The organism is Hyalangium minutum, from assembly GCF_000737315.1.
Lineage (GTDB): Bacteria > Myxococcota > Myxococcia > Myxococcales > Myxococcaceae > Hyalangium > Hyalangium minutum.
This window is the reverse complement of sequence record NZ_JMCB01000003.1, coordinates 1,070,198-1,093,216: the sequence shown is the minus strand read 5'-3', so window position 1 is coordinate 1,093,216 and position 23,019 is coordinate 1,070,198. Positions and strand designations below refer to the sequence as shown.

General features: G+C 66.6%; 13 protein-coding genes and 1 pseudogene. 8 read left to right on the top strand and 6 right to left on the bottom strand.

Annotated elements, in window-relative coordinates; genetic code table 11:
• The first annotated feature begins 109 nt into the window (after positions 1–109).
• The 5 genes from DB31_RS11000 to DB31_RS44690 all read left to right on the top strand — a co-directional run bounded on the left by DB31_RS11000 (position 110) and on the right by DB31_RS44690 (position 6,112).
• The gene (locus tag DB31_RS11000) at positions 110–1,678 is read left to right on the top strand and encodes a protein adenylyltransferase SelO (RefSeq protein WP_044185990.1); all 1,569 of its coding nucleotides are present in this window, start codon (positions 110–112) and stop codon (positions 1,676–1,678) included.
• Between the two features lie 66 nt (positions 1,679–1,744).
• Complete coding sequence (locus DB31_RS10995; RefSeq protein ID WP_083968123.1) at positions 1,745–2,509, top strand: tetratricopeptide repeat protein; 765 nt, start codon at positions 1,745–1,747, stop codon at positions 2,507–2,509.
• A 4-nt stretch (positions 2,510–2,513) separates the two neighbouring features.
• Complete coding sequence (locus DB31_RS46440; RefSeq protein ID WP_169787030.1) at positions 2,514–3,503, top strand: trypsin-like serine peptidase; 990 nt, start codon at positions 2,514–2,516, stop codon at positions 3,501–3,503.
• 63 nt (positions 3,504–3,566) lie between these two features.
• Complete coding sequence (locus DB31_RS46435; RefSeq protein WP_083968121.1) at positions 3,567–4,400, top strand: trypsin-like serine protease; 834 nt, start codon at positions 3,567–3,569, stop codon at positions 4,398–4,400.
• Between the two features lie 533 nt (positions 4,401–4,933).
• Positions 4,934–6,112 (top strand): eCIS core domain-containing protein, encoded by a 1,179-nt coding sequence (locus DB31_RS44690; RefSeq protein WP_240486627.1) that lies wholly within the window; start codon positions 4,934–4,936, stop codon positions 6,110–6,112.
• A 305-nt stretch (positions 6,113–6,417) separates the two neighbouring features.
• Here DB31_RS44690 and DB31_RS10975 read toward each other — a convergent pair whose 3' ends face one another.
• From DB31_RS10975 to recD2, 3 genes are all read right to left on the bottom strand, one after another.
• Positions 6,418–7,098, bottom strand: a complete 681-nt coding sequence (locus DB31_RS10975) for a hypothetical protein (RefSeq protein WP_044185985.1) — start codon at positions 7,096–7,098, stop codon at positions 6,418–6,420.
• Positions 7,099–7,113: 15 nt separating this feature from the next.
• Positions 7,114–7,854, bottom strand: a complete 741-nt coding sequence (locus tag DB31_RS10970; RefSeq protein ID WP_044185983.1) for a hypothetical protein — start codon at positions 7,852–7,854, stop codon at positions 7,114–7,116.
• 80 nt (positions 7,855–7,934) lie between these two features.
• A complete protein-coding gene (gene recD2 / locus DB31_RS10965; RefSeq protein WP_044186290.1) occupies positions 7,935–10,100 on the bottom strand; it encodes an SF1B family DNA helicase RecD2 in 2,166 nt (721 codons plus the stop codon).
• 310 nt (positions 10,101–10,410) lie between these two features.
• On the opposite strand from recD2, the gene DB31_RS10960 reads away from it, so the two are divergent.
• From DB31_RS10960 to DB31_RS10950, 3 genes are all read left to right on the top strand, one after another.
• Positions 10,411–12,291 (top strand): Vps62-related protein, encoded by a 1,881-nt coding sequence (locus DB31_RS10960; RefSeq protein ID WP_240486626.1) that lies wholly within the window; start codon positions 10,411–10,413, stop codon positions 12,289–12,291.
• A 1,037-nt stretch (positions 12,292–13,328) separates the two neighbouring features.
• Positions 13,329–13,502: a hypothetical protein gene (locus tag DB31_RS50430; RefSeq protein WP_240486650.1), complete on the top strand. Its 174-nt coding sequence runs from the start codon at positions 13,329–13,331 to the stop codon at positions 13,500–13,502.
• Positions 13,503–13,656: 154 nt separating this feature from the next.
• Complete coding sequence (locus DB31_RS10950; RefSeq protein WP_044185981.1) at positions 13,657–14,127, top strand: peroxiredoxin; 471 nt, start codon at positions 13,657–13,659, stop codon at positions 14,125–14,127.
• Here the strand turns inward: DB31_RS10950 and DB31_RS10945 are convergent.
• The 3 genes and pseudogenes from DB31_RS10945 to DB31_RS44685 form a co-directional block, all read right to left on the bottom strand.
• Positions 14,124–14,309: pseudogene (locus DB31_RS10945) on the bottom strand (hypothetical protein); the annotation flags it as partial. The gene DB31_RS10950 and the pseudogene DB31_RS10945 sit on opposite strands and share 4 nt — an antisense overlap.
• A 380-nt stretch (positions 14,310–14,689) precedes the next feature.
• On the bottom strand, positions 14,690–16,573 hold the full coding sequence (locus tag DB31_RS10940; RefSeq protein ID WP_044185978.1) for a right-handed parallel beta-helix repeat-containing protein: 1,884 nt from the start codon (positions 16,571–16,573) through the stop codon (positions 14,690–14,692).
• A gap of 233 nt (positions 16,574–16,806) precedes the next feature.
• Positions 16,807–22,947, bottom strand: a complete 6,141-nt coding sequence (locus tag DB31_RS44685; protein ID WP_052419865.1) for an HYR domain-containing protein — start codon at positions 22,945–22,947, stop codon at positions 16,807–16,809.
• Positions 22,948–23,019: the final 72 nt, after the last annotated feature.

The window sequence follows — 23,019 nt, the reverse complement described above, 5'->3', positions numbered from 1 at the left end:
TCACAGGCGCAACAAGCCGCTTGCCCCGCGAGCGTCCGGGCGGCAGATCCCTACCGAGGCCCGGGGCCTCAGCCCGCATCGCCGGGCCTGCTCGCGCATCTGAGTCCACATGCTTTCCTTCAGCTCCCGCTTCCTCGAGTCAACTCCCGGCGATCCCCTCATCGACCGCCGTCCGCGCCAGGTGCACGGCGCGCTGTGGTCGAAGGTGGAGCCGACGCCTGTTCCTGCCCCGAGGCTGATCGCTTGGTCTCCCGAGGTGGCGCAGCAGCTCGGGCTGGACGAGGCGACCCTGCGCTCCCCCGAGGCGGTGCAGGTGCTGGCGGGCAACGCGCTCTGGCCAGGGATGGTGCCGTATGCCGCGAACTACGGGGGGCACCAGTTCGGCAATTGGGCGGGGCAGCTTGGGGACGGCCGCGCCATCGTCCTGGGCGAGCTGGTGGCTCCGGATGGGGCGCGCTACGAGCTGCAGCTCAAGGGCGCGGGGCCCACGCCCTACTCGCGCCGTGCGGATGGGCGCGCGGTGCTGCGCTCGTCCATTCGTGAGTTCCTGTGCAGCGAGGCGATGCACCACCTCGGCGTGCCCACCACCCGGGCGCTGTCGTTGGTGGCGACGGGGGACTCGGTCATCCGGGACATGTTCTACGACGGCAACCCCGAGCCCGAGCCAGGCGCCATCGTCTGCCGGGTCGCGCCGACCTTCCTCCGGTTCGGTAACTTCGAGCTGTGCAGCAGCCGGGGGGACGTGGCGCTGCTGAAGCAGTTGGCGGACTTCACGCTGACGCACTTCTTCTCGGAACTCGGCAAGCCGTCCAAGGAGACGTACGCGGCCTTCTTCCACGAAGTGGCGCGGCGCACGGCGAAGCTCATTGCCCACTGGCAGGCGGTGGGATTCGTGCACGGCGTGATGAACACCGACAACATGTCGATCCTCGGGTTGACGCTCGACTACGGCCCCTACGGCTGGACCGACGACTTCAATCCAGGGTGGACGCCGAACACGACCGATGCGGAGCAGCGCCGCTACCGGTTCGGTAACCAGCCGACGATAGGACTGTGGAACGTCCAGTGCCTGGGCGTCGCGCTGCTGCCGCTCTTCGAGGATGACGAGAACCTGCTCACGGCGGGGCTGCTCGAGTACCAGCGTACCTTCGAGGAGGAGGCAACGCGGCGCTTCGCGGCGAAGCTCGGGCTGTCCTCGCTCCGGAGCGAGGAGGATCTGGCGTTGGTGAACAACGGGTTCGCGTGGCTAGCGGCGCAGGAGACGGACATGACCCGGTTCTTCCGGGGGCTCTCTTCGGTCGTGACGGCGGAGACGGCGCCCACTGGGCTGCCTCCGGTGGTACGCGAGACCTTCTACGGCGAGGTGCCCGAGGCCCACGTGGCGAAGGGCATCGAGTGGCTCCAGGCCTGGTGGCACCGCACGCGGCGGGCGGAGGCACCTCCGGCGGAGCTGGCGCAGCGCATGAACGCGGTGAACCCAAAGTACGTCCTGCGCAACTGGTTGGCCCAGGAGGCCATCGATGCGGCGCATGCGGGGGATGACTCGGGGGTGCTCGCGCTGCTGGACGTGATGCGGCGGCCGTTCGACGAGCAACCTGGACGTGAGAAGTACGCGCAGAAGCGTCCGGATTGGGCGCGGTTCAAGGCAGGGTGCTCGGCGCTCTCGTGCAGCTCGTAGGCGTGGAGCTGGCTTCCCCTGGGGCCGCTCACCCGTCAGGATGCTGCTGACGGAGGAAGGCGAGGGATGGAGCACAAGGGACGCACACGGTGGCTGCCGGAGCTGGGGGCGCCGCTGCGCGAGGTGGATCGCCTGCGGCGCACCGGGCGCTATGAGCAAGCGCTGGCGCGGATCCGGGAACTGGCCGAGGCCCACCCCACACAGGTGCGAGTGCTGCTGGAGGCGGGGCTGACGCTCGCCGTCTGGGGTCGTGCTCCCGCCGAGGCGCTCCAGTGGTTCGACCGTGTCCTGGATCTGGCGCCGGGGCACCTCACCACGCGGCTGCACCGGGCCCTGACGCTCGCAAGGGTGGGCCGACACGAGGAGGCGGTGGCCGACTTCAACACGGTGGAGGCCGTGGGACACCGCAAGCTGGTCATCCTCTACGCGAAGCGCGCCGAGTCCCTGCGAGCACTTGGTCGCCACGCCGAGGCTGAGCGCGACTGGACGCAGGCGCTGGACGAGGATCCGGGGAACCCGTGGCTCCTGCAGCAGCGCGCCCAGGCACGGGCCCAGCTCGGAAAGCTGACGGAGGCCATCCAGGATCTCACCGACGCGCTGGCCACGTATCAGGACGAGCCGGTGGACCCAGAGCTGCTACGGGACCGAGGAGTGCTGCGCGCCCGGCAGGGGGACACCGCAGGAGCGCGCGCCGACTTCGAGGCCGGGCTCGCCGCTTTCCGCCAGGGAGATCCGCCTGAGCTGTTGGGCTCGCTGCGCGAGCAGCTCCATGCCGTGCAGGTGCCCGGGGAGTCCTTCTCGCGGGACGTGGTGTCTCGGGAAGAAAGCTGAAGCCATGGGCATGCGCGGAACTTGGAAGGCGATTGTGTTCGCAACTCTCTGCGTGGGAGGGCTTTTCGCCTACGGCAGATGCGCCTCGCGCTCCACCGCCTCCAGACTTGCCGCCGATGCAGGGGCAGGCCCATCCGGTGTGGATGGAGGGAATGCCTCATCGCCCAACTTGCGTGAGGGTGAGGTGTTGCCTGTTGACGATCGGATTGACCTCTCCGATGGCGTGGAGGACCTGGAGAATCAATTCGCATTTGCCACCATGGTGGCGGCCTCTGTGAACGGAGGGGAAACATTCAAGTGCACTGGCGTGCTTATCAGCCCAAGAGTGGTCCTGACCGCTGGCCATTGTGTGTGCCCGCGGCATTCACTCGTGGAGCCAGGAAGTGATGCCCAGCTTGTGATTGATGGGGTGGCGTGTGCGGAAGAGATGGAGGTGACAACGATCACCTATTTTCCGCGAGCGGAAAGCTCCGACGGTCCTCCAGGATTTCGAGCCCAGACGTATCGCGCCCAGGTGAGCGTCCACCCTGCTTTGAAAATCCTCTTGGATGCCCAGCCGCTTGTCCTCTCCAGTCATGCGGATCTCGCCGTTGCTCTTTTGGACAGCCCCGTGGAAGATCCGTCCATGTCCGTTCGCCTCGCGGACTCTGAGGTCAAATTGGGGGAAGTCATCCGTGTCGCGGGATACGGTCTTGATGCGGCTACCGATTTCATTCATGGGGTCAGGCGTTCAGGCCAAAAGGAAGTCAAAAGACTCCCCGCTGGAGGTGCTGATGAAATGGTGCTTGCCCCGCATGGCGAACCGTTGACCATGGGCAGTGGAGAACTGTGCTTGCGCCAAGACAAGACGGGGATGTCTCTCGTCGGCTTATCCGGTAAGGGGGCAGGGCCTATGCCGGGATGCACGAGCGTCCACCTGTATCGCGAGTGGCTCAACGTTCAAATCCAGAAGTCAATCACCATCCCACCGCGCATGGACGGTGGCATGAAGTAATGCTGCGAGGATCACATGGCAATCCCTTGAGTTTGGCCTGCGCGGTGGCTATGGACGGCCCTGATGGTGAGCGTGTGCGGTGGTTGTGCCACGCAGCAACCTGCGGCTGCTCCGCGAACCCGGCGCGACGAAGTTCTTGCAGTTCTGCCACCCGGTATCTGGGATGCCAGCAACACGTACTCATCGGTGGTTGCGCTCACGAAAAACGGGGACAACAGACCGTACTGCAGTGGAGTGCTGCTCCATCCAAGGCTGATCCTGACTGCAGCTCACTGTGTGTGCAGAAATGCCCGCTGGGATAGAGACGCGAAGATCAGAGACCTCAAGTCCTGTTTGAAGCGGGCCTTCATTCAAACGGCGGTCTACTCTTCCTCGGAGCCAAACAAGCCAGGCGATTTCAAGGCGTACGAGGGCGATGTGCTGCCTCACCCCGATTTCAAGATCGTGCTCAGGGTGATGGATGGCCAGGAGAAGATTGTATCAGCGAATGCGGATCTGGCAGTGATTCGGCTTACTCAAGCGGTGGCACAGGCCATTTCCTCCGCTTCACTGTATCCAGGCGGAGTTAGCCCAGGCGCCAGCATCACTGTCACGGGTTTCGGTGTGGATCAGGTCGATGGCAAGGGGCAGTGCGCCTATCGGGACACCGTTCCAACCCGCCGCTTCGGCAACAATACGGTCTCTGATACGGGAGAAGGTGGACAGGTGTTTCAAATCTCCGATCAGAGTCAAGCTTTAGCAGCATGTGGCGATAGCGGGGGAGGTTGCTTTCGTGAGAATCAGCTCGTGGGTATCCTCTCGAGTGTGAGCATCGGAGGGACGTCAACGTATACGAGCACGCATTACTACATGCAATGGATCGCCAAGATGATCACGGAGACCGCTATCGTGCGATGACCCCTGCTGCGGAGCTCAAGGAGTGACGGCTGGCCCTCGCAGTTCACTGCGGCGCGCCCGGCGCTCAACGCACGCGGCATCCCCGCGACCTACTACCTTGGCACCGAGGGCATCCGTAACGGCGGGCAGATCGCGCGAGTGCTGCTCACCGATGGCTCGAATGTGCTCGGAGAGCGCCGTCTGGACGTGGCGCCCTGGGCCACGCCATCACTCCGGGCACCTGGCAGCGGATCGTCATCCCGTTCAGCGCCCTCGGTGTGAGCACTGGCACGCTTCGGGAGTTCTACCTCCAGGACCAGTCGGGCGGAGACCAGGGCTCGCTCTACGTCGACGACATCCAGTTGCTTCCCTGAGAGCGAGGAGGTGAGGGGTAGGGTAAGGACACAGAACCTCCTAGGTCCTCACGCCGGCAGGCGGAGCCGTTCCAGATGACAGAGGCTCTCCGACGAACAGGCGTGTTCTGGCTCAGAGCCTGGATTCTTGTCGCTTCTTTTCCCCCAGGTACGATGACCGCCTCCTCCAGGAGGTACGCCGTGCCTCATCCCCACAAACCGATGCAAACCTCTCGGCCAGGCAACGTGACGGCCCTGGCCGAGGACCTCCTGCTGCCCACGGGGGGGAGGCCACTGCCTCCGTCCGTGCGCCGCTCCATGGAGCAGTTCTTTGATGCGGACTTCTCTGACGTGCGCATCCTTGTGGGGCCCCACGTCAGTGCCCTGGGGGCGCGGGCCTTCACCCTTGGCTCCGACATCCACTTCGCGCCCGGTGAGTACTCGGCTCGGACGGGGCGCGGCCTGGAGTTACTGGGGCATGAGCTCACGCATGTGCTCCAGCAGCGCACGGGGCGGGCGCGCGGCCGCTGGGGCCGCAGCGGGGTGGTGCTCCAGGATGCGGCGCTCGAGGCCGAGGCGGACAGCATGGGGCGGCGGGCGGCCGCGAGACTGGTGCGCGGCGGGCATCTCCTGGACTCGCGCCTGGAGGAGGCACCTCTGTCCGTGGCAGCGATGCATGACACGCTTTGGCAGCCAGTGCCCGCTGGGGCCCTGGTTCAGCTACAGCCCGAAGGAGAGGCTCTCTCCGAGGCGACCTTCCTCAAGGTCGCCTCCAAATTCGTCTACGACCGCGCCAACAAGGAAGAGGACATCATGGAGGTCCAGGCCACCATCCTCAACGGGGCCCTGTACTTCGCGGCCAACTACAGGGCAGGCCAGGGCCTCTACCCCCTCAGCAAATACTACCCTCCCAACTTCGACTTCTGGCACAACAAGAAGCGGGAGAAGATTTACAGAAAGGCCGACATCCAGACCATTCAGGGGACCCTCCATGCGGAGCAGGCCCTACTTGGGGTGTTGGCACAAAAGCTGAAGAATGGAGAGGCGCTGACACGAATGGTGGTTATCGGCACCAAGCGCCCCTGCTCCTACTGCCGCCGGGTGCTACGGGCCTTCAATACGGCGCTTGCGGCGCACTATCCCGACGTCAATCTGCACTTCGTCGACAGGACCGGCAAGACAGTGCCCGCAGAGGTGGAGCGTCTCACACTGGTGCCGGGCAGCATTGAAGGTACCTTCAAGCGGTTTGCGACGCAGTACGCACAAGAACTCGCCGCGCTGATTCCGTTTCATGCAGGGATGGCGCATCTGGCCGACGAGGCGGAGGAAACCAATTCCGTGCGCACCAATGCCTCCCCCGAAATCTCGTACATGACATAGCCAAGGGGGTTACTGGGGCTTCTTCACGCCGAGCACTTTCAGCCGGTACGACGCCCAATGGGCGGGTGCGGCAGCTACTTCACAAACCTGCCCTCGTTCTGGAGCTCCGTCATCACCGCGTCGAAGTCCTTCGCCGGGTGCAATCACTCGTACCACTACGACTACCCGAACGGCCCGGCGGTGGGAGGGCCCTTGGGCGACTGCGGCGGGGGGGCCCCTACGTCGGGGACGCGATGAATGATCGCACCTCGTCCATCTTCTGGACGCAGTAGCTGTTACGAGGGCAATGCCGTAGCACGTCCCAACTACCGGTTGAGAACCTCCCAGATCCTGCCGGCCACGAAGACATAGGCATTGCTCCAGGTGTCTTCCCGTAGGAAGCGGGTAGGTGTGCCGGGGATTCCGATGAAGGGTCGGAGCAGCCACCCCATCTGGATGCCGACGAAGGCGTAGATGATCAACCAGAGCCGCAGCAGTACGCGGTGCCTGACGTCACGCGCGATCAGCGGCCGATAGAGCCGTCTCAGCAGCACCTGGCCCGAGCCACTGGCCACAGCGAAGGCCAGCGCGTTGAAGAGCGTGGCCTCCTCGTAGCCCCGGTAGCTCACGTACCAGAAGAGTGTGAACGGGGCGAGCGCGCACAGGACGAGGGTGAGGCAGGCCTGCGTGGCCAATAGGGCACGCACCGCGGCGCCGAGATCCTCACGCAAGCCCAGCAGGGAGTTGATGACGAAGTAGCTGGGCAGGCTCAGACCGAACGTCGCCAGCAGGAGGAGCGGCACCTTGACGGACGCGTAGAGCATCTGCAGCGGCCGGGCGCCTCCGAGCCCCACCTCGCCGCCGTAGCTGCCCATGGCGGCGCCGTAGCCCGCACCGAAGAGGACGATCAGCGTCAGCAGCAGGCGAACGCGGGGAGCCTCGGAATGCCGCGAGGAGGGCGTTCCCGTCCGCAGCAAGTCGACCGCTTGGAGGAGCAGCCCGCTCATGCCACCGCCTGACACCTAGAAGAGGCTCTGGAAGGCCCGCCACACGGCTTCGAAGAAGTTGGAAGTGACGGGACGGAACCACTGGAAGGGTTGTTCGGGGTCGCCGATGAAGGGGCGGAGGATCCAGGCCATCTGCGCGCCGACGAGGGCGAAGACCACCACCCAGATGCGGAACAGGTTGCGCACGTTGGCGCCGGGCTCGACAGGGAGCGCGCGCGGCGCCCCGGGGCTCGCGGGAGGGGGCGTGTCGTCGCTCGCGAGGTTGAGGCGATGGAGCGTGCGGAGCAGGAAACCACCCCCCATCACCCCGGCGATGGTGAACACCGCCACGTTCAGCAGCTTCATGAAGGCGTAGCTGGTCGTGGTCACGGCGAAGAATGCGACGATGGGCCCCAGGGAAGCCAGCACGGTCAGCATGATGCCGATGGCGGCGACCAGGAGCTTCAGCACCGAGTAGAGCGCCAGCCTCGAGCCGACCAGGGCGTTGAACACGTAGAGCGAAGGGAACGTGACGACGAGAGTCAGGAAAAAGAGCGCCGGCATCTTCAGGGCGCTGGCAATGATCTGCATGGGCGCGAGTGAGCCAGACCCGGTCAGTGAGAACACCCCCATGCAGATGCCGGAGAAGAAACTCAGCGGGAGCGACATGAGGGCAATGGCACCGGGCGAGATATCGATGGACCCGCGGCGAAGCAGCTCCAGGCGAGTCGACTCTCCCCGCAGCAACTGGTCCAACTGCACGAGCAAGGTGATCATGTCGACCCCTCCGGGAACCAGAGGACTCTAGCGCAGTGTGCCTCCGCCCGGGAGTGAGGACCGCTCCTGGGAGGACCGCTTCAGTCTCGCAGCCGGGAGGCCAGTCTCGTGAAACGCTTCTGCGTTTCCCCGTTGCGTACCGCGATCCCCAGTGCCTTCTTGCTTCCCACCAGCACCACCAGCTTCCGGCCTCGCGTCACCCCGGTGTAGAGCAGGTTGCGCTGTAGCAGCGTGAAGTGCTGGGTATGCAGGGGCAGCACCACGCACGGGTACTCGCTGCCTTGCGACTTGTGCACGCTCGTGGCGTAGGCGAGCACCAGCTCGTCCAGGTCCGACCAAGCGTAGGCCACATGCCGCCCGTCGTAACGCACCACCAGCGACTGCTCCTCCTTGTCGATAACCTCCACCCGCCCGATGTCTCCGTTGAAGACGCCGAGCTCGTAGTTGTTGCGCACCTGCATCACCTTGTCGCCCACGCGGAACGTCCGGCTGCCCCGGGCGAGCTCCTCGCCCGAAGGGTTCAGGTGCTCCTGGAGCGCGGCGTTGAGGCTCGCGGTGCCGATGAGGCCCCGGTTCATCGGCACCAGCACCTGCACCTCGTCCACCGGGTGCAGCCCGAAGCGGCGCGGAATGCGCTCCTTCACCAGCGTCTTGAGGGCCGCGAGGATCGCCTCGGGCTCCTCCTTCTCGATGAAGTAGAAGTCGGCCAGCGCGTCCGCGGGGGGCACCTGGGGCAGCTCCCCCTGGTTGATGCGGTGGGCATTGGTGATGATGAGGCTTTCCTGGGCCTGGCGGAAGATGTGCTTCAGCCGCACCACCGGCACGTGCCCGGAGGCGATGATGTCCTGGAGGACGCTGCCCGGCCCCACGCTCGGCAACTGATCCACATCTCCCACGAGCAGCAACTGGCAGTGGGGCGGCAGCGCCTTGAGCACGTTGAGCATGAGCACGGTGTCCACCATGGACACCTCGTCGAGCACCAGCACGTCGGCCTCGAGCGGGAGGTGCCGATCGCGCTGGAAGCTGTGGGTGCGCGGGTTGTACTCGAGCAGCCGGTGGATGGTCTCCGCCGCTCGCCCCGTCGTCTCCCCCAGCCGTTTGGCCGCGCGCCCAGTGGGCGCCGACAGCAGGATTCTTCGCTCCTTCTTCTCCAGGATGGAGAGGATGACGTTGACCAGCGTCGTCTTCCCGGTGCCCGGGCCGCCGGTGATGACCAGCACCTTGGACACCATGGCCTGCCGCACCGCCTCCTTCTGCTCGGGAGCCAGCGAGAGGCCCTGGCGGCTCTCGGCCCAGGTGATGGCCCGCTCCACGTCCACCTCCAGGGGCCGCGAGGGCCAGGCGCACAGCGCCTTGAGGAGGTTCGCGACGCCGATCTCCGAGACGTGGAGGGCCTTCAGGTACACCGCCTCGCAGGCATCCTCGGGGCGGGGGTGGGCCAGGGCACTGGCTCCCTCCACGGCGATGTACTCGGCGGCGTCCAGCCGGGTGATGGCGGCCTCCACGAGCGAAGGGGGTACCGCCAGCAGTTCCACCGTGCGCGCGGTGAGCTTGTCGCGCGGTGCGTAGAGGTGGCCGTCCTCGGAGAACTCGCGCAGCACGTGCAGCACCCCCGCCTCGGCGCGCTTGGGCGAGTCGGAGGGCACGCCGAGGGAACGGGCGATGCGGTCGGCGGTGAGAAAGCCGATGCCGTACACGTCGATGGCCAGCCGGTAGGGATTGTCGCGCACGACGTCAATCGAGCGGGCACCGTACTGCTTGTAGACCTTCACCGCGAAGCTGGCCGGCACCTCGTGAGATTGCAGGAAGACCATCACCTGGCGGATGTCCCGCTGCTCGGCCCAGGTTTCGCGCAGGAGCTTGCGGCGCTTTTCTCCGAAACCTTTCACCTCGGCCAGGCGCTCGGGCTTCGAGTCGATGATGTCCAGCGTCTCCAGGCCGAAGTGCGCCACGAGGCGCTTGGCCATGGCTGGGCCCACGCCCTTCACCAAGCCGCTGCCGAGGTACTTCTCGATGCCCACCAGCGTCGCCGGCTTCACCGTGGCGAAGGAGATGACCCGGAACTGCTCGCCGTACTTGCGGTCGTGCACCCAGTGGCCGGTGAGGCGCAGGGACTCCCCGGGCTGGACGCCCAGGAGGTTGCCCACCGCGGTGATGGGTTCCTTGCGTCCGGGGAGCACCACCCTCACCACGCTCCAGGCGGCCTCCTCGTTGGCAAAGGTGACGCGCTCGAGGCTTCCCTCCAAGGAGAGGGGAGGGCGCTCGAGCGCGTGGGCGTCGCGGCTTCCGGGACTCGCTTCCCGTGTGGCGGAGGGACGGGAGGCAGACATGGCACCGGAAATTATCAGGGAGCGGCTCCTGAGGCAGCGGGAAGGCCCGGAGCCACTGAAGGGCAGCACGTCGAGGTGGCGGCCGGCCAGAGGGTCCAGCGAGGTGTGGCGCAGTAAGCCAAGTCAACCAGCAAAACCTTGATAACGTGTAAGAGCCGATTCTGATATGGGGCTGAAGAGTGCCGTGCCCGAACAAGCCCTCGCTTCACGCCTCCCAGGAGCCTCTATGGTGATCAAGCAGTTGGGTTCTCTCTGCGCAGCACTTGCGCTGACCTCCCTGTCCGTCACGGGCTGTGGTCCTACCGATGAGCCCGGCGAGGCCGTGGGTGACGGCCAGACGATGGGCTCGGCGCGCCAGGCGCTGCGCAACCCCGGCTTCAATGGCAACACGGTCTATGGCCATTGGCAGGGCTCTGGCGGCCAGAACCCCTCGAGCCCCAGCAACCGCCTGTTCCTGGTGACCCACGAGGGCGCGACGGCCACCGTCACCTTCAAGCTGACCTCCACGGCGGATGCCTACCTCTATCTGCTCGATGGGAATGGCAACCTGATCACCCAGGACAACAACTCGGGAGGAGGCACCCACGCGCAGATCTCCGCCCCGTTGGCGCCGGGGACCTATCGGGTGGTCGCGGCGACCGCGACGGCTGGACAGAGCGCGGAGTTCTCCCTGAGCTCGGACAAGGCCCCCCTCCGGTACCCGCAGCGGCTCGAGGTCCGGCACGCGAGCCGGCTCTTCTGGCTCTACGATGACAGCGGCACGGGAGCGGATGACGACGTCTCCATCTGGCGCCCGGATCTCGGGCAGTACCCGGGCTTCTTCTCGTTGGGGGATGTCGCTGTGTCCGGCCATGGTCCGGCGCCGGTGAACACTTTCGTGGTGCGCGGCGAGGGGGATGTGCTGGCAAGGCCCGTCGACTACAACTGGATCTGGAACGACAGTGGCTCCGGCGGGACGCACGACGTCTCCTTCTGGGAGCCAGTGGCTCCCGCGGGCTACACCTGCCTCGGCACCGTGACGGTGCAGGGCTACGGCAAGCCCTCGACGGACCTGATCCGCTGCGTGAAGAGCGCGTACGTGCTGCCGGGCAATCCTGTCTGGGTCTGGGATGACAGCGGATCGGGTGCGAAGAACGATCTGGGGCTCTGGCAGACGGTCGCGCGGGATCACCGGGGCCTGGCGCCCAACACCTTCGTGGGCCGGCCGAGCTATGGGGACAATGGGGGCAGCCGTCACCAGGTCATCAACAAGAGCGCCACCGACAACGAGGAGCTGAGGGGCGTGCCCGTGGATGGCTTCACGATCGCGGCCTTCGCGCCTCGCGTGTGGCTGGCCGCTGGGGAGTACTACTGGCCCTCCTCCACGGAGTTCTTCCTGCCCAACGTGCATGAGGAGAACGGGCACTTGGTGACGAACCAGGCGCTGGGTTGCGACTCCTGCACGGATCCGCAGTTCCTGGATGGCCAGCGGCCGGATCAGACGTCCGTGCCCGTCTACGCCCAGGTCATCCGCCGCACCCAGGGCGGCCAGCCCACGAACATCACGGACGTGCTCTACTGGACCTTCTACCCGTACAACAACGGCAAGCGGGTGTGCATCGGGTGGTATTCACCGTGGGGCTGCGCGGGAGGCTACTCCACGTTTGGCAACCACGTGGGGGACTGGGAGCACATGACGGTGCGCTTCGTCGACGGGCGCCCAGCGCAGGTCTACCTGAGCCAGCATGCGTGGGGCGGCACCTTCACCTACGGGGACAAGCAGTTGGCTTTCACGGGCTGGCACCCGGAGATCTTCTCGGCCCTGGGCTCCCATGGACTGTACCCCGACGCGGCCCGGCACATCTATGAGACGATCTTCAACGGAGACTTCCTGGCGGATGATACGAGCGCCGGGCTGGCGTGGGACACCTGGAACAACGTGGTGACGATCCCCTCGCAGCCGCAAGGGAGTTACACCGGAAGCCTGACGTGGATGAACATCACCAGCGCCTGGGGCAATCCTGAGGCGGGCTGCGACAATCCCACGGGGTACTGCGTGAACAGTGGAGGGCCGTCGGCGCTGATCACCCGCTCCGTGTCCAACCCGGAGTACATGACGCTGGACTGAGTCCAGCCGATTTCATGAATCATTTTCCTTGAGGTGAGCAGACTCACGGCGGTGGTGCGGCACCTGAAACTGCTCTGGAACGGCTCGAATGATTCACTGCCAGTGGAACATGCAGCAGCATTAATTTCGGTTGCATAGGCCCTGGGAGAGTGTCATTTCCTCGCAACTTCACTTGCAGTGTTTCTAGCTGAGGGCTCATGTCATTGCGTCACGGTTTGCATCGCCCGATGTATGTATCCCTCGTTGCCGCAGTTTTGGCTCTCGCGCCAGGAGTCAGTGCGGCGCAAGCGGCCCGCCTGCTGGTCACCTCCGCGTATCCCGAAGCATCCACGGGACGGCTCTTTGTTTACGGGGATGGCTTCGGCACTACGGCCCCTTCCGTTGCTTTTGCAGGGATGCCCGTCACGGTCGTGTCGTATTCCAATACGACACTTTCGCTCTCCATTCCGTTTGGCTTGCTCAACAATCCGGGAACTTATCTCGTCAGTGTTTCTCGCGGCCCCAACCCGGAGGACAACTCCGCCTTGGGCGTCACGGTAGGCCAGCAAGGCCCCCGGGGTGAGGCGGGCCCTGCCGGTCCTGCGGGGCCTGCCGGTCCTGCGGGGCCTGCCGGTCCTGCGGGGCCTGCCGGTCCTGTGGGGCCTGCCGGAGCCCGGGGTGCCCGGGGGCTGACTGGAGACACAGGTCCTGCCGGTCCTCAGGGGGAGCCCGGTCTCGTAGGTGCCACGGGGGCCACGGGGCCGCAGGGGCCCGCCGGTCCTCGAGGAGAGCCTGGTCCCGTGGGGGCCACAGGGGCTACGGGTTCGCAGGGGCTTCCCGGTTCCCAGGGGGCCACGGGTCCTGTTGGTCCGCAGGGTCCGGAGGGTCCCCAGGGGCTCACCGGTCCGCAGGGTCCCCAGGGGGCCACGGGTCCTGTTGGTCCGCAGGGTCCCCAGGGTCTGCAGGGGCCCATCGGTCCGCAGGGCCCTATCGGTGCGTCATCCTTGGGCACGAATTGTCCCGCGCAATCCGCGACGGGGTATAGCCACGAGGGTGCTGTGTTTGGGCCTACTCAGCCGACGGGTGGAACCATCTCCGTTCCAGCGCTCGTTGCCGGTCAGGTCTGGGTCGAGCGGCTCTCTGTGGATCGGGGCGGAACCGGCAAGTACATCGTTCAGTGCCGCAACGGCACTTCCTACGTCCTGGACGTGTATGAGTACCGCTCCTATTAGAGAGGGCTGAGAGACACCAGGCGCCCGCCTTGCTCTGAGCAGACAGAGGGCACCCAACAGTGCCCCTGTCCCTTCTCTGTGTACGGACTGTATGCTGGGGTGCGGACCCTGCCGCTAGCGCAGGGTCCCCACCCGCACTGATAGGCCCTTGACCATGAGCATCAAGACTGGAGAGCAGGCCCCCGACTTCACCCTGCCACGGCAGGACGGTACCGCTGTCCGCCTGAAGGAACTGCTCCAGAAGTCGTGGGTGGTCCTCTACTTCTACCCCAAGGACGACACACCGGGTTGCACCCAGGAGGCGTGCTCCTTCCGGGACTCGTACGAGTCCTTCAAGGAGGCCGGTGCCGAGGTCATCGGTATCAGCTCCCAGTCGACGGCCTCGCATGAGGCATTCGCGTCGAAGCACCGGCTGCCGTTCATCCTGGTGAGCGACGAGGGTGGCAAGGTCCGCAAGGAGTACGGGGTCCCCAGCACCTTGGGATTGCTGCCGGGACGGGTGACGTACGTCATCGACCAGGGCGGTACGGTCCGGCACGTCTTCAACTCCCAGTTCAACGCCAGGAAGCACGTCACCGAAGCGCTCGAGGTCATCCAGCGCCTGCGGCCAGCACAGCCGGCCTAGACGGCGGGAGAAGCGAGCGCAGGGGGGGCCCGGCCCAGCGCGATGAAGGGTGCCCAATAGTGGGGATGGGGCTTGGTGGCACGGACCCCCTGACCGAGCTTGATGTCGCCGCGCCCCGTGTCGCAGGCGGGCAGCACGGCCAGTTGGGTGCCCCAGAGGTTGAGGCCCGCCAGCAACACCGCCGGCTACGCGCCTGGCGGGGGCATCGGCATCGCAGTGGGCAAGCTTGACTCCGCATACCATCCGAGCTGCCCTGCGGATCCCTACGACTCCAACGTTGAGTTCGGGATCGAGCAGTTCGGTTGGGCCAATATCTGGGGATCGAAGATTCTGAACTGCGTGTCGTTCCCGAAGTCGATCGCCAGCGGGATCTTGAGGATCTCCCTCCACGTCACGTGCGCGGGCTCCATGTGCAACGCGTCGGCGGCTGCATCGAACTCGAGCGGCTGGATGTTCGCCTCGGTGTCGAGCTACAACATTTCGCTTCTGGGTGGTGACCGAGGGCTACTGGTTCTACTGAGGGAGAACCTGCGGCGCTTGAAAGGCGAAGGTCCCACTTTTCTCAGGGGTGGGAGGCTCGCTCTCGGCGTTCCGATTTATCGGCCCCACAGTCGCTCTCGAAGGCGCCCTTGTCCGGAGCTCCGTTGCAGCGCTGGTGGGGGCCCTCATTGCCGCTGCCCATGAGGGCGGTGTCCCGGGCCGGAGAGCCTGGGAGGGTATAGGCGCCCTCCTCCGGGAAGAGCGGATCCGCCTCTTGGGTACCCGGCAGCGAGCTTGTGGCCGGATTGTCCAGGTTGCCCTGGGCCTCGGCGGAGGTGGGCGTCTGCGCCTGCCACTGCGAGAGACTCATCGGCTGCCAGGAACGAGAGCCATCGCTGTTCAGCCAGACTTTGATCAGGGAGACCGGTGCTCCCGTGCGGTAGAGCAGGTTGGCCTGGCTGTAGAGCCCCGGCGCATTGTCCATGCGGTATTCGAGCGCTCCGCCTACCTCGGCCGATCGCCTGGGCGGATTGCTGTTCTTGAGATAGTACGCATTCCCCTTGGCGTTGAAGATGATGTTGTTCCACACCCGCACGTTCTTCGCGCCGACATACCCGCTGTTCACGCCTACCCGGATGCCCGAGCGCTCGATGTTCTGGAGCGTGTTGTGGTACACCTCGATGCGGTCACCGCGGTTGACCCCAATCCCATCTCCGCAGTTGTAGAAGATGGTGCCCGTGGACTCCATGATCGCGGAGTTCTGATTGATGTTGCGGATATGGTTGCGCCGGATGATGACATCCGTGACCTCCCACCGCTCATTACCGATGGTGATCCCGTCTCCCGCGTTTTCGATGAGGGCGTCCTCGACCAGGATGTGCGTGGCGCCTTCGTGAACGATGACGGCGGCCCCGCCGCACTGGGTTGTATTGTTGGGATCGTCCCCGTTGGTGTCGGCGGGCAGATATTCGAGGAAGTGATTGGCTCCTTTGACGCTGACGTGGTGGCACGTCTTGATGTCGACGGCATTCTCGTCGTTGCCGTAGAAGAGGTTGCCCTCGATGGTGATGTGCTGGGGGTCGTCGTCGTTGGTGGCCGTCTGGGTGAGCCGTCCCTGGCACTGGACGCCGTCACCGGTGTTGCCATAGGCCGTGTTGCCGCGAATGAGGACCCGGCGCGTGCTCCCGTAGATGCTCACGCCATTGGAGTCGGCCCGGAGCCACTTGCCGGACTGTGAGTCGAATTCTTTTCTCTGGTTGCTCCTGAAGTATCCGCCCTCGACGACAATGTCATCGCTGCTGGAGATTTGGACCGCGCTGTTCGCACAGCGTGTAATGTCAAGCTGCTTGAATACCAGATGGTTGGCACGGACACTGGGATTGCCCACCGCATAGACGCCGACATAGCGGGTGTTCGAGACGGGGATGTTGTTGCAGTCGATGATCAGTCCCTCGAGGATCCAATACTCGCTCCCGCTGAAGGTGAAGGCAGCTGGCTGGGCTTGCTGGGTCACCGGGTCGCGCCCGCTCGTGTAGCCGGACAGGGAGACGTAGGGGACATCATCTGGCGAGACGACGATCCGGGGCAGGCGGCCGCTCTCGCTGCGAATCCCGCGGATCACCTTGGGGTGCTCCGCTGTACCGGAGCCATACTGGTCCCAGTAGAAGCTGTGGTTGGCATAGTAGGGCTCCGCCGCGCCACTCACCCAGAGCTCATCGGCTCCCGGAAGATTCGGATTGCCTGGCTCCGCCATCAGCTTGTGGAGTCCCTTGTGCAGCGTGCGGCAGGCCGTGGCCCACGAGGTGCCGCATGTCTCACTGTCCGTGCAAGGGCGGATGCCACACTGCTTGCTGACATAGATGATGCGGCGGGTTCCGGGCGAGGTGGCCCAGGCACTGTCCGGGAGCGTCGCAGCGACGTCGGAGTCCGCAATCGTCGTGAAGACAGGCTCTGTTTCTGGGGACAAGGATGTGGAAGAACAGCCCGCAAAGAAGACAAGACCCAGCACAGGTGAGAGCAGGGATTGTCGACGCATAGGACGAGAAAGTACTTGTCCTTCTCGGATCGGCAACCCTGCTCCCTCGGGCCGGAGAGGTGGATGGCCGTTGCCCCGCAGGGCATCTTCGCGTCTCCCTTCAGTCTCACCCAGTCGGGGCGCAGCGGGGCGTGGGCTTCTGGGGCACCGTGACTGCTCGAGGTTCAACAGGGGAGCCGGCGGCGAGTCACTCCCCAGGCGAGCAACATCAACGCTCCCCAGCTGAAGCCCGCGGACGTGCTGCTGCCCGCGCCACAGCCACAACCCTCGGAGGGAGGAGGCTCCGGAGGCTCCTGGATGGACGGGGCCACGCGCACCTCGAAGGCGCAGCTGGCGCTGTTGCCGGCGGCATCCGTTGCCGTCACCGTCACGGAAGTCCTCCCCACGGGGAAGACCGTGCCGGAGGCCTGGCTGTAGCTCAGCACGGGCGAGGACACCGCATCCCAGGTGGTGGCCGGCGGGTAGTTCACGGCCATGCCCTCCGGCGGCGCATCCATCACCTGAACATGCGTCGGACAGGTGAGCTGCGGGACAATGGTGTCGCGGACGGTGACGCTGAAGGTGCACGAGGCGGTGTTGCCCGCCTCGTCCGAAGCGGAGAGGAGCACTGGGGTGGTGCCCAGGGGAAAGCGGCTGCCGGGCGAGTGGCTGGCTGTCACCGTGGGCGATGACGTCACGGTGTCACGCGGCGCGGGCACGGAGAAGGCGACGGGGGCGCCGGTGGCGTCCTCGGCCTCGGCGGTGAGCGGACCCGGGCAGCCCACTTCCGGAGCGGTGGTGTCCCGCACGGTGATGGTGAAGGCACACGTGCGGGTGTTTCCGGCCTCGTCCGAGGCCGTCACGGTGACCCGGGTGGCTCCCAGGGGAAAGAGGCTCCGGGATGCATGGCTGGCCGTGAGGACAGGGGTTGCGGTGACGGCGTCCGTGGCCGTGGGCAACGAGAAGTTCACGCTGGCACCGGACCGTGCCGTGGCTTCGGCGACGAGGTCCGCGCCACAGGCGAGGGCTGGGGGCGTGGTATCGCGCACGATGACGGTGAAGGTGCACGAGGAGGTGTTGCCCGCGCCATCCGTGGCGGTGACAGTGACGGCCGTGGTTCCCAGGCTGAAGCGCGTTCCGGAGACCTGGCTGTAGTGGAGCGTCGGCGAGGACGAGGTGTCCGAGGCTGTTGCCGGTGGATAGGTGACGGCCGCGCCCTGAGCGCTCGTGGCCTCCGCTGTCACGCTGGCGGGGCAGGAGAGGGTGGGCTCCGAGGTGTCGCGGACGGTGAGGGTGAAGGCGCAGGTGGAGGCGTTCCCGGCCGCGTCTGTCGCGGTGGCGCTCACCCGGGTGGAGCCGAGCGGGAAGGTGCTGCCGCTGGCGTGGCTCACCGAGACGGTGGGAGCGGAGGTGACGGCATCCGTGGCCGTGGGTGGCAAGTAGCTCACGGCCGCTCCATTTGGCCCCGTCGCCTCAGCCACAAGGTCCTGAGGACAGGAGAGGGAGGGCGCAGTGGTGTCACGCACGGTGACGGAGAAGGAGCAGGAGTGGGTGCGGCCCAGGCCGTCAGTCACCGTAGCGGTGATGGAGGTGGCGCCCAGCGCGAACCCAGTGCCCGAGGCCTGGCTGTAGGTCACCGTGAGCGGCTCGCTGCCGGTTGCCGTCGCGGGCGGATAGGTGACGAGCGCCCCCGAGGCGCTGGTGGCCTCGGCCACCCCGTTCGCGGGACAGGTGAGCTGGGGCGCGGGCGGTAGGCGCACGGTGATGGTGAAGGTGCACGAGGCGCTGTTGCCCGCGCCATCGGTTGCGGTGACGGAGACAGGCGTGGAGCCCACGTCGAAGTGCGAGCCCGAGGCCTTGCTGTAGCTCAGCGTGACGCTCGACACCGAGTCCGTGGCGGTAGCGGGCGGGTAGGTGGCGTTGGCGCCCGTGGTGCTCGTGGCATCCACCGTGAGGTTTCCGGGACAGGACAGCGTGGGCCCTGAGGTGTCACGGACGGTGAGGGTGAAGGCGCAGGTGGAGGTGTTCCCGGCCGCATCCGCCGCGGTGGCGGTCACCCGGGTGGAGCCGAGCGGGAAGGTGCTGCCGCTGGCGTGGCTCACCGAGACGGTGGGAGCGGAGGTGACGGCATCCGTGGTCGTGGGCGGCAGGTAGCTCACCGCCGCTCCGCTCGGTCCCGTCGCCTCGGCGATGAGATCTCCCGGGCATGAGACGGAGGGGGCGGTGGTGTCGCGCACGGTGACGGTGAAGGAGCAGGAGTGGGTGCGGCTCAGGCTATCGGTCACCGTGGCGGTAACAGAGGTGGCGCCCAGGCTGAATTGCGTTCCCGAGGCCTGGCTGTAGGTCACCGTGAGCGGCTCGCTGCCGGTGGCGGTGGCGGGCGGGTAGCCGGCGAGCGCCCCCGAGGCGCTGGTGGCCTCAGCCACCACGTCCGCGGGACAGGTGAGCTGGGGCGCGGGCGGCAGGCGCACGGTGATGGTGAAGGTGCACGAGGCGCTGTTGCCCGCGCCATCGGTTGCGGTGACGGAGACAGGTGTGGAGCCCACATCGAAGTGCGAGCCCGAGGCCTTGCTGTAGCCGGGCGTGACGATCGACACCAAGTCCGTGGCGGTGGCGGGCGGGTAGGTGACGTTGGCGCCCATGGTGCTCGTGGCATCCACCGTGAGGTTTCCGGGACATGACAGCAACGGAGGCGTGGTGTCGCGCACGGTGAGGGTGAAGGTGCACGTGCTGGTATTGCCGGCCGCGTCCGCCGAGGTGGCCGTCACCGAGGTGACACCGAGCGGGAAGGTGCTGCCGCTGACGTGGCTCACCGTGACGGTGGGCGCCGCGGTCACCGCATCCGTGGCAGTGGGCGCCGGGAAGCTGACGGTGGCCCCCGAGGGGCCCGTCGCCTCAGCCACGAGGTCCCCAGAGCAGGAGAGGGCGGGCGCGGTGCTGTCTCGCACCGTGACGGAGAAGGAGCAAGAGGCCGTGCGCCCCTCGCCGTCGACGAGGTTGGCGTTGACGGGGGTGGTGCCCATCGCGAACCGGGTCCCTGAGGCCTGGCTATACGTCACCGTGAGCGGCGCCGTCCCCGTGGCCATGGCGGGAGGGTAGTTGACGAGCGCTCCCGTGGCGCTGGTGGCTTCGGCCACCATGTTCGCGGGGCAGATGAGCCGCGCGGCCGGATACTCGCACGTCCCTCCGCTGCACGTCCCCCCTGTGCACGCGGTGGCGCAGCACACTCCGTCGACGCAGAAGCCGCTCGTGCAGTCCGTGCCGCTCATGCAGCGCGAGCCATTCACAGGGTCGGACACCAGCCTCACCTTGACGCGGAGTTGGACGGCCACGGTGTCGTAAGGCTCATAGGCGGCGAGGAACCGCCCTCGTCCCCAGGCGGCCGCCGCGGGGGTCGTCGTGCTCGACACCTGCCCGCTCATGTCGGAGATGAGGAACCGGCTGGCATCCAGCTGGGTGAGATCCGGCGCCAGCCTTCCTCCGTTGAGCCGGAACGTGAGGCCCACGCTGTCCCGCCATACCAGCAGGTAGCTGCTCCCATCGAAGGCCAGGGCAGGAGCGCCCTTGTAGCTGCTGTCCGGGTAGAGCACGCGGCCGCCACCGGTATCGAGCACCGTGCCATCCGAGGGCCTCACCCGCGTCCCGTAGAGGGCCGCGTTCGAGGTGCGCTCATCCTTCCAGACTGCCAGGAAGAGGCTCCCATCGAAGGCCAGGGCCACGGAGCTCTGGGCGCCCGTTCTGGTGTTGAGAGGAAAACCCGGGCTGTCGAGTATCACGCCATCCGAGGCCCTCACGCGCGCGGCGTAGATGTCACTCTCCAAGAACCCGTTCCGCGTGTCACTCCAGGCCACCAAGAAGGTGCCGCCACCATAGGCCGTGGCGGGGCCGCTCTCATTGTGGGCCGCCGTCGCCACCGCGATTCCCGTGGGGTCCAGTACCCCTCCGTCCGAGGCCCTCACTCGCGCGGCATACACGTCTGCGGCCGTGCCCGACACGTTGTTGTCCGTCCACGTCACCAGGTAGATCCCCTCGCCGAAGGCCACCTTTGGCTGCGACTGGGTCCTCTGGGAGGTGTTGGCGATAGCGATGCCCTCCGTGTCGAGCACCGCGCCATCCGCCTCCCGGACCCGTGCGCCATAGACATGCGCGGTCGCGGGCCCCGCGCCCCGGTAGTCGTTCCACACCACCAGGAAGTGGCTCCCGTCGAAGGCCACCGAGGGGTTGCTTGCTCCGGCGATGGCGGGAGAGATGCGAATGGCCACGGGGTCGAGCACCACGCCATCCGACGCCCGGATCCGTACGCCATGGATACCGAAGCCGCCCGTCCAGCCGCGCGAGTCCATCCACACGACGAGGTAGCTGTTGGCTCCCGCGGCCACGGCGGGCGCGCCCTCGGAGTTGGCGGTGCTGGAGACGAGCAGCGGAGGCGTGTCGATGACCGCCAGATCCGAGGGCTGCACCCTCCCTCCATGGATGTCCCCGCGGCTGAAGCCGTTCCAGGTGTTCACCCAGACCACCATGAACCGGGTTCCATCGAACACCACGGTGGGCACCCGCTCTTGGCGCGTGGTGGCCGCGAACAGGGGCACGGCCGCTGGGTCGATCAGCCCGCCATCCATGCCGATGCGCTGGCCATAGACGTCGGAGCTGTTCGAGTCCGTGGAGTGGTGCCACACGACCAGGAAGCGGCTCCCGTCGGAAGCGGCGGAGACACCGGTCTGGCTGGCGGGGCCGGTGGCGAGGGGGATGCCCGCGGGGTCGAGCACCACGCCATCCGACGCCCGGAGCCTCGCGGCATAGACATCGGACTGGGCTTCATTTCGCCGGTCGTCCCAGGCGAGGAAGAAGAGGCCGCCGGCGGAGGCGATAGACGGGGAAAACTGGTAGCCCGGTGCCGAGGAGATGAGGATGCCCGCGGGGTCGAGCGGCGTCCCAGCCACGCTGACGCGGGTGCCATAGAGGTCTGCCTCCGAGCTGCCACGGGTATCGCTCCAGGCCACCAGGTACTGGGTGCCATCGAAGTGCACCGAGGGCGCGGTCTGCCACCCGGCCGCGGTGGAGATGGGCAGGCCGGACGGGTCGAGCACCACGCCATCCGACGCCCTCACGCGCGAGCCGTAGACGTCGAAGTGCGAGCCGTTGCGGTAGTCGTCCCAGACCACGAGGTAATTCGTGCCATCGAAGGCCACGGCGGGCTGGCCCTGGGAGCTCGCCGCAGTCGAGACATAGAAGGTGGAGCCCAGGATCTGACCGGTCGAGCCACGCACCCGAGCGGCGCGGATGTCGCTGCTGTCATCCCAGACCACCAGGAAGTCGCTTCCGTTGGAGGCCACAGCCGGGTTCAGTTGATGGGCCGAACCGACACCCAGGGAGATGCCGTTCACGTCCAGCACTGCGCCGTCCGAGGCCCGTACGCGCGTGCCCAGAACATCCAGGTTGCTGCTGGAGGTGGTGACCGTCCACGCCACGAAGTAGAGGCCCCCACCCGCCGCGATGGCGGGAGACGACTCATCGGTGTTGTTGGGGGCAGGCACCGGCGTGTCCGGGCTGATCTCCGGGGAGATGATCGGGTCGAGCACCGCCGGAAACGCCGAGCGCTCCAGCACCCGCGCCGGCACGCGGATCACCAGCGCCCGGCCTTCTCGGACGGAATCCACCGGGGTCTTCACTCCCGCCGCGTCCACCCAGGTGGCCTTGCCGTAGCGCACCCCGAGCCCCGTCTTGCGGTCCACGTAGTGGTGCCCCAGCGCCGTCTCGCTGACGTAGTCCAGCCCCGCCAGCTCCACCCGCACCTCCAGGTCACCCGTGCCTGCTGGCTTCGCGGCCAGCTCCCAGCGCTGCTCCAGGCCCTCGTCGCCGTTCTGCAGCACCTCCACCACCGGACCCCGCGCCAGCGTCAGCGCTCCATCCTCACGCACGGACGCCCGGGCCGCCTGCAGCAGCGGCTGGGGCCCGCGGGAGATGGAGGCCGTCTTCACCTTCAGGGGCTCGCTCAGGATGGGCGGTTCCTGCTCGGTCCGTACGTGATGCGGCGTGAACTGGACGAGCCCTTCGGAGCTCACACGCACAGCGTAGGTGGCCTGACCCGTCGTGAAGGCTCCGGACTCGGAGCGGAAAGCCAGACGCACTCTGCGAATGACGGTCTGGACGTCGAACGGGGGCGAGACCTCGACAGCGGGGGGGCCGTCGACAGACGCGGAGGGCTCGGGAGGGAGCTCGGTGGGAGAGCAGGTGGTGAAGAGAAACATCAGGCCGCCACAGAGCGCGGCGGCGAGCCAGGGATTCAGCGGGCTCCAAGACGTGGAGGCGCGACGGCGCGGTGACATGGGTGTCTTTCCGGAGAGAGAGGATGGGGGGCACACGCCTGCGGCCACAGGGCGCGACGGCGCGAGGATACC

Excerpts from the sequence above, each read along its gene's own strand:
- DB31_RS11000 (WP_044185990.1), top strand. The coding sequence starts at position 110 with ATGCTTTCCTTCAGCTCCCGCTTCCTCGAGTCAACTCCCGGCGATCCC.
- DB31_RS10950 (WP_044185981.1), top strand. The coding sequence starts at position 13,657 with ATGAGCATCAAGACTGGAGAGCAGGCCCCCGACTTCACCCTGCCACGG.
- DB31_RS10960 (WP_240486626.1), top strand. The coding sequence starts at position 10,411 with ATGGTGATCAAGCAGTTGGGTTCTCTCTGCGCAGCACTTGCGCTGACC.
- DB31_RS46440 (WP_169787030.1), top strand. The coding sequence starts at position 2,514 with ATGGGCATGCGCGGAACTTGGAAGGCGATTGTGTTCGCAACTCTCTGC.
- DB31_RS10975 (WP_044185985.1), bottom strand. The coding sequence starts at position 7,098 with ATGAGCGGGCTGCTCCTCCAAGCGGTCGACTTGCTGCGGACGGGAACG.
- DB31_RS10970 (WP_044185983.1), bottom strand. The coding sequence starts at position 7,854 with ATGATCACCTTGCTCGTGCAGTTGGACCAGTTGCTGCGGGGAGAGTCG.
- DB31_RS46435 (WP_083968121.1), top strand. The coding sequence starts at position 3,567 with ATGGTGAGCGTGTGCGGTGGTTGTGCCACGCAGCAACCTGCGGCTGCT.
- DB31_RS44685 (WP_052419865.1), bottom strand. The coding sequence starts at position 22,947 with ATGTCACCGCGCCGTCGCGCCTCCACGTCTTGGAGCCCGCTGAATCCC.
- DB31_RS10995 (WP_083968123.1), top strand. The coding sequence starts at position 1,745 with ATGGAGCACAAGGGACGCACACGGTGGCTGCCGGAGCTGGGGGCGCCG.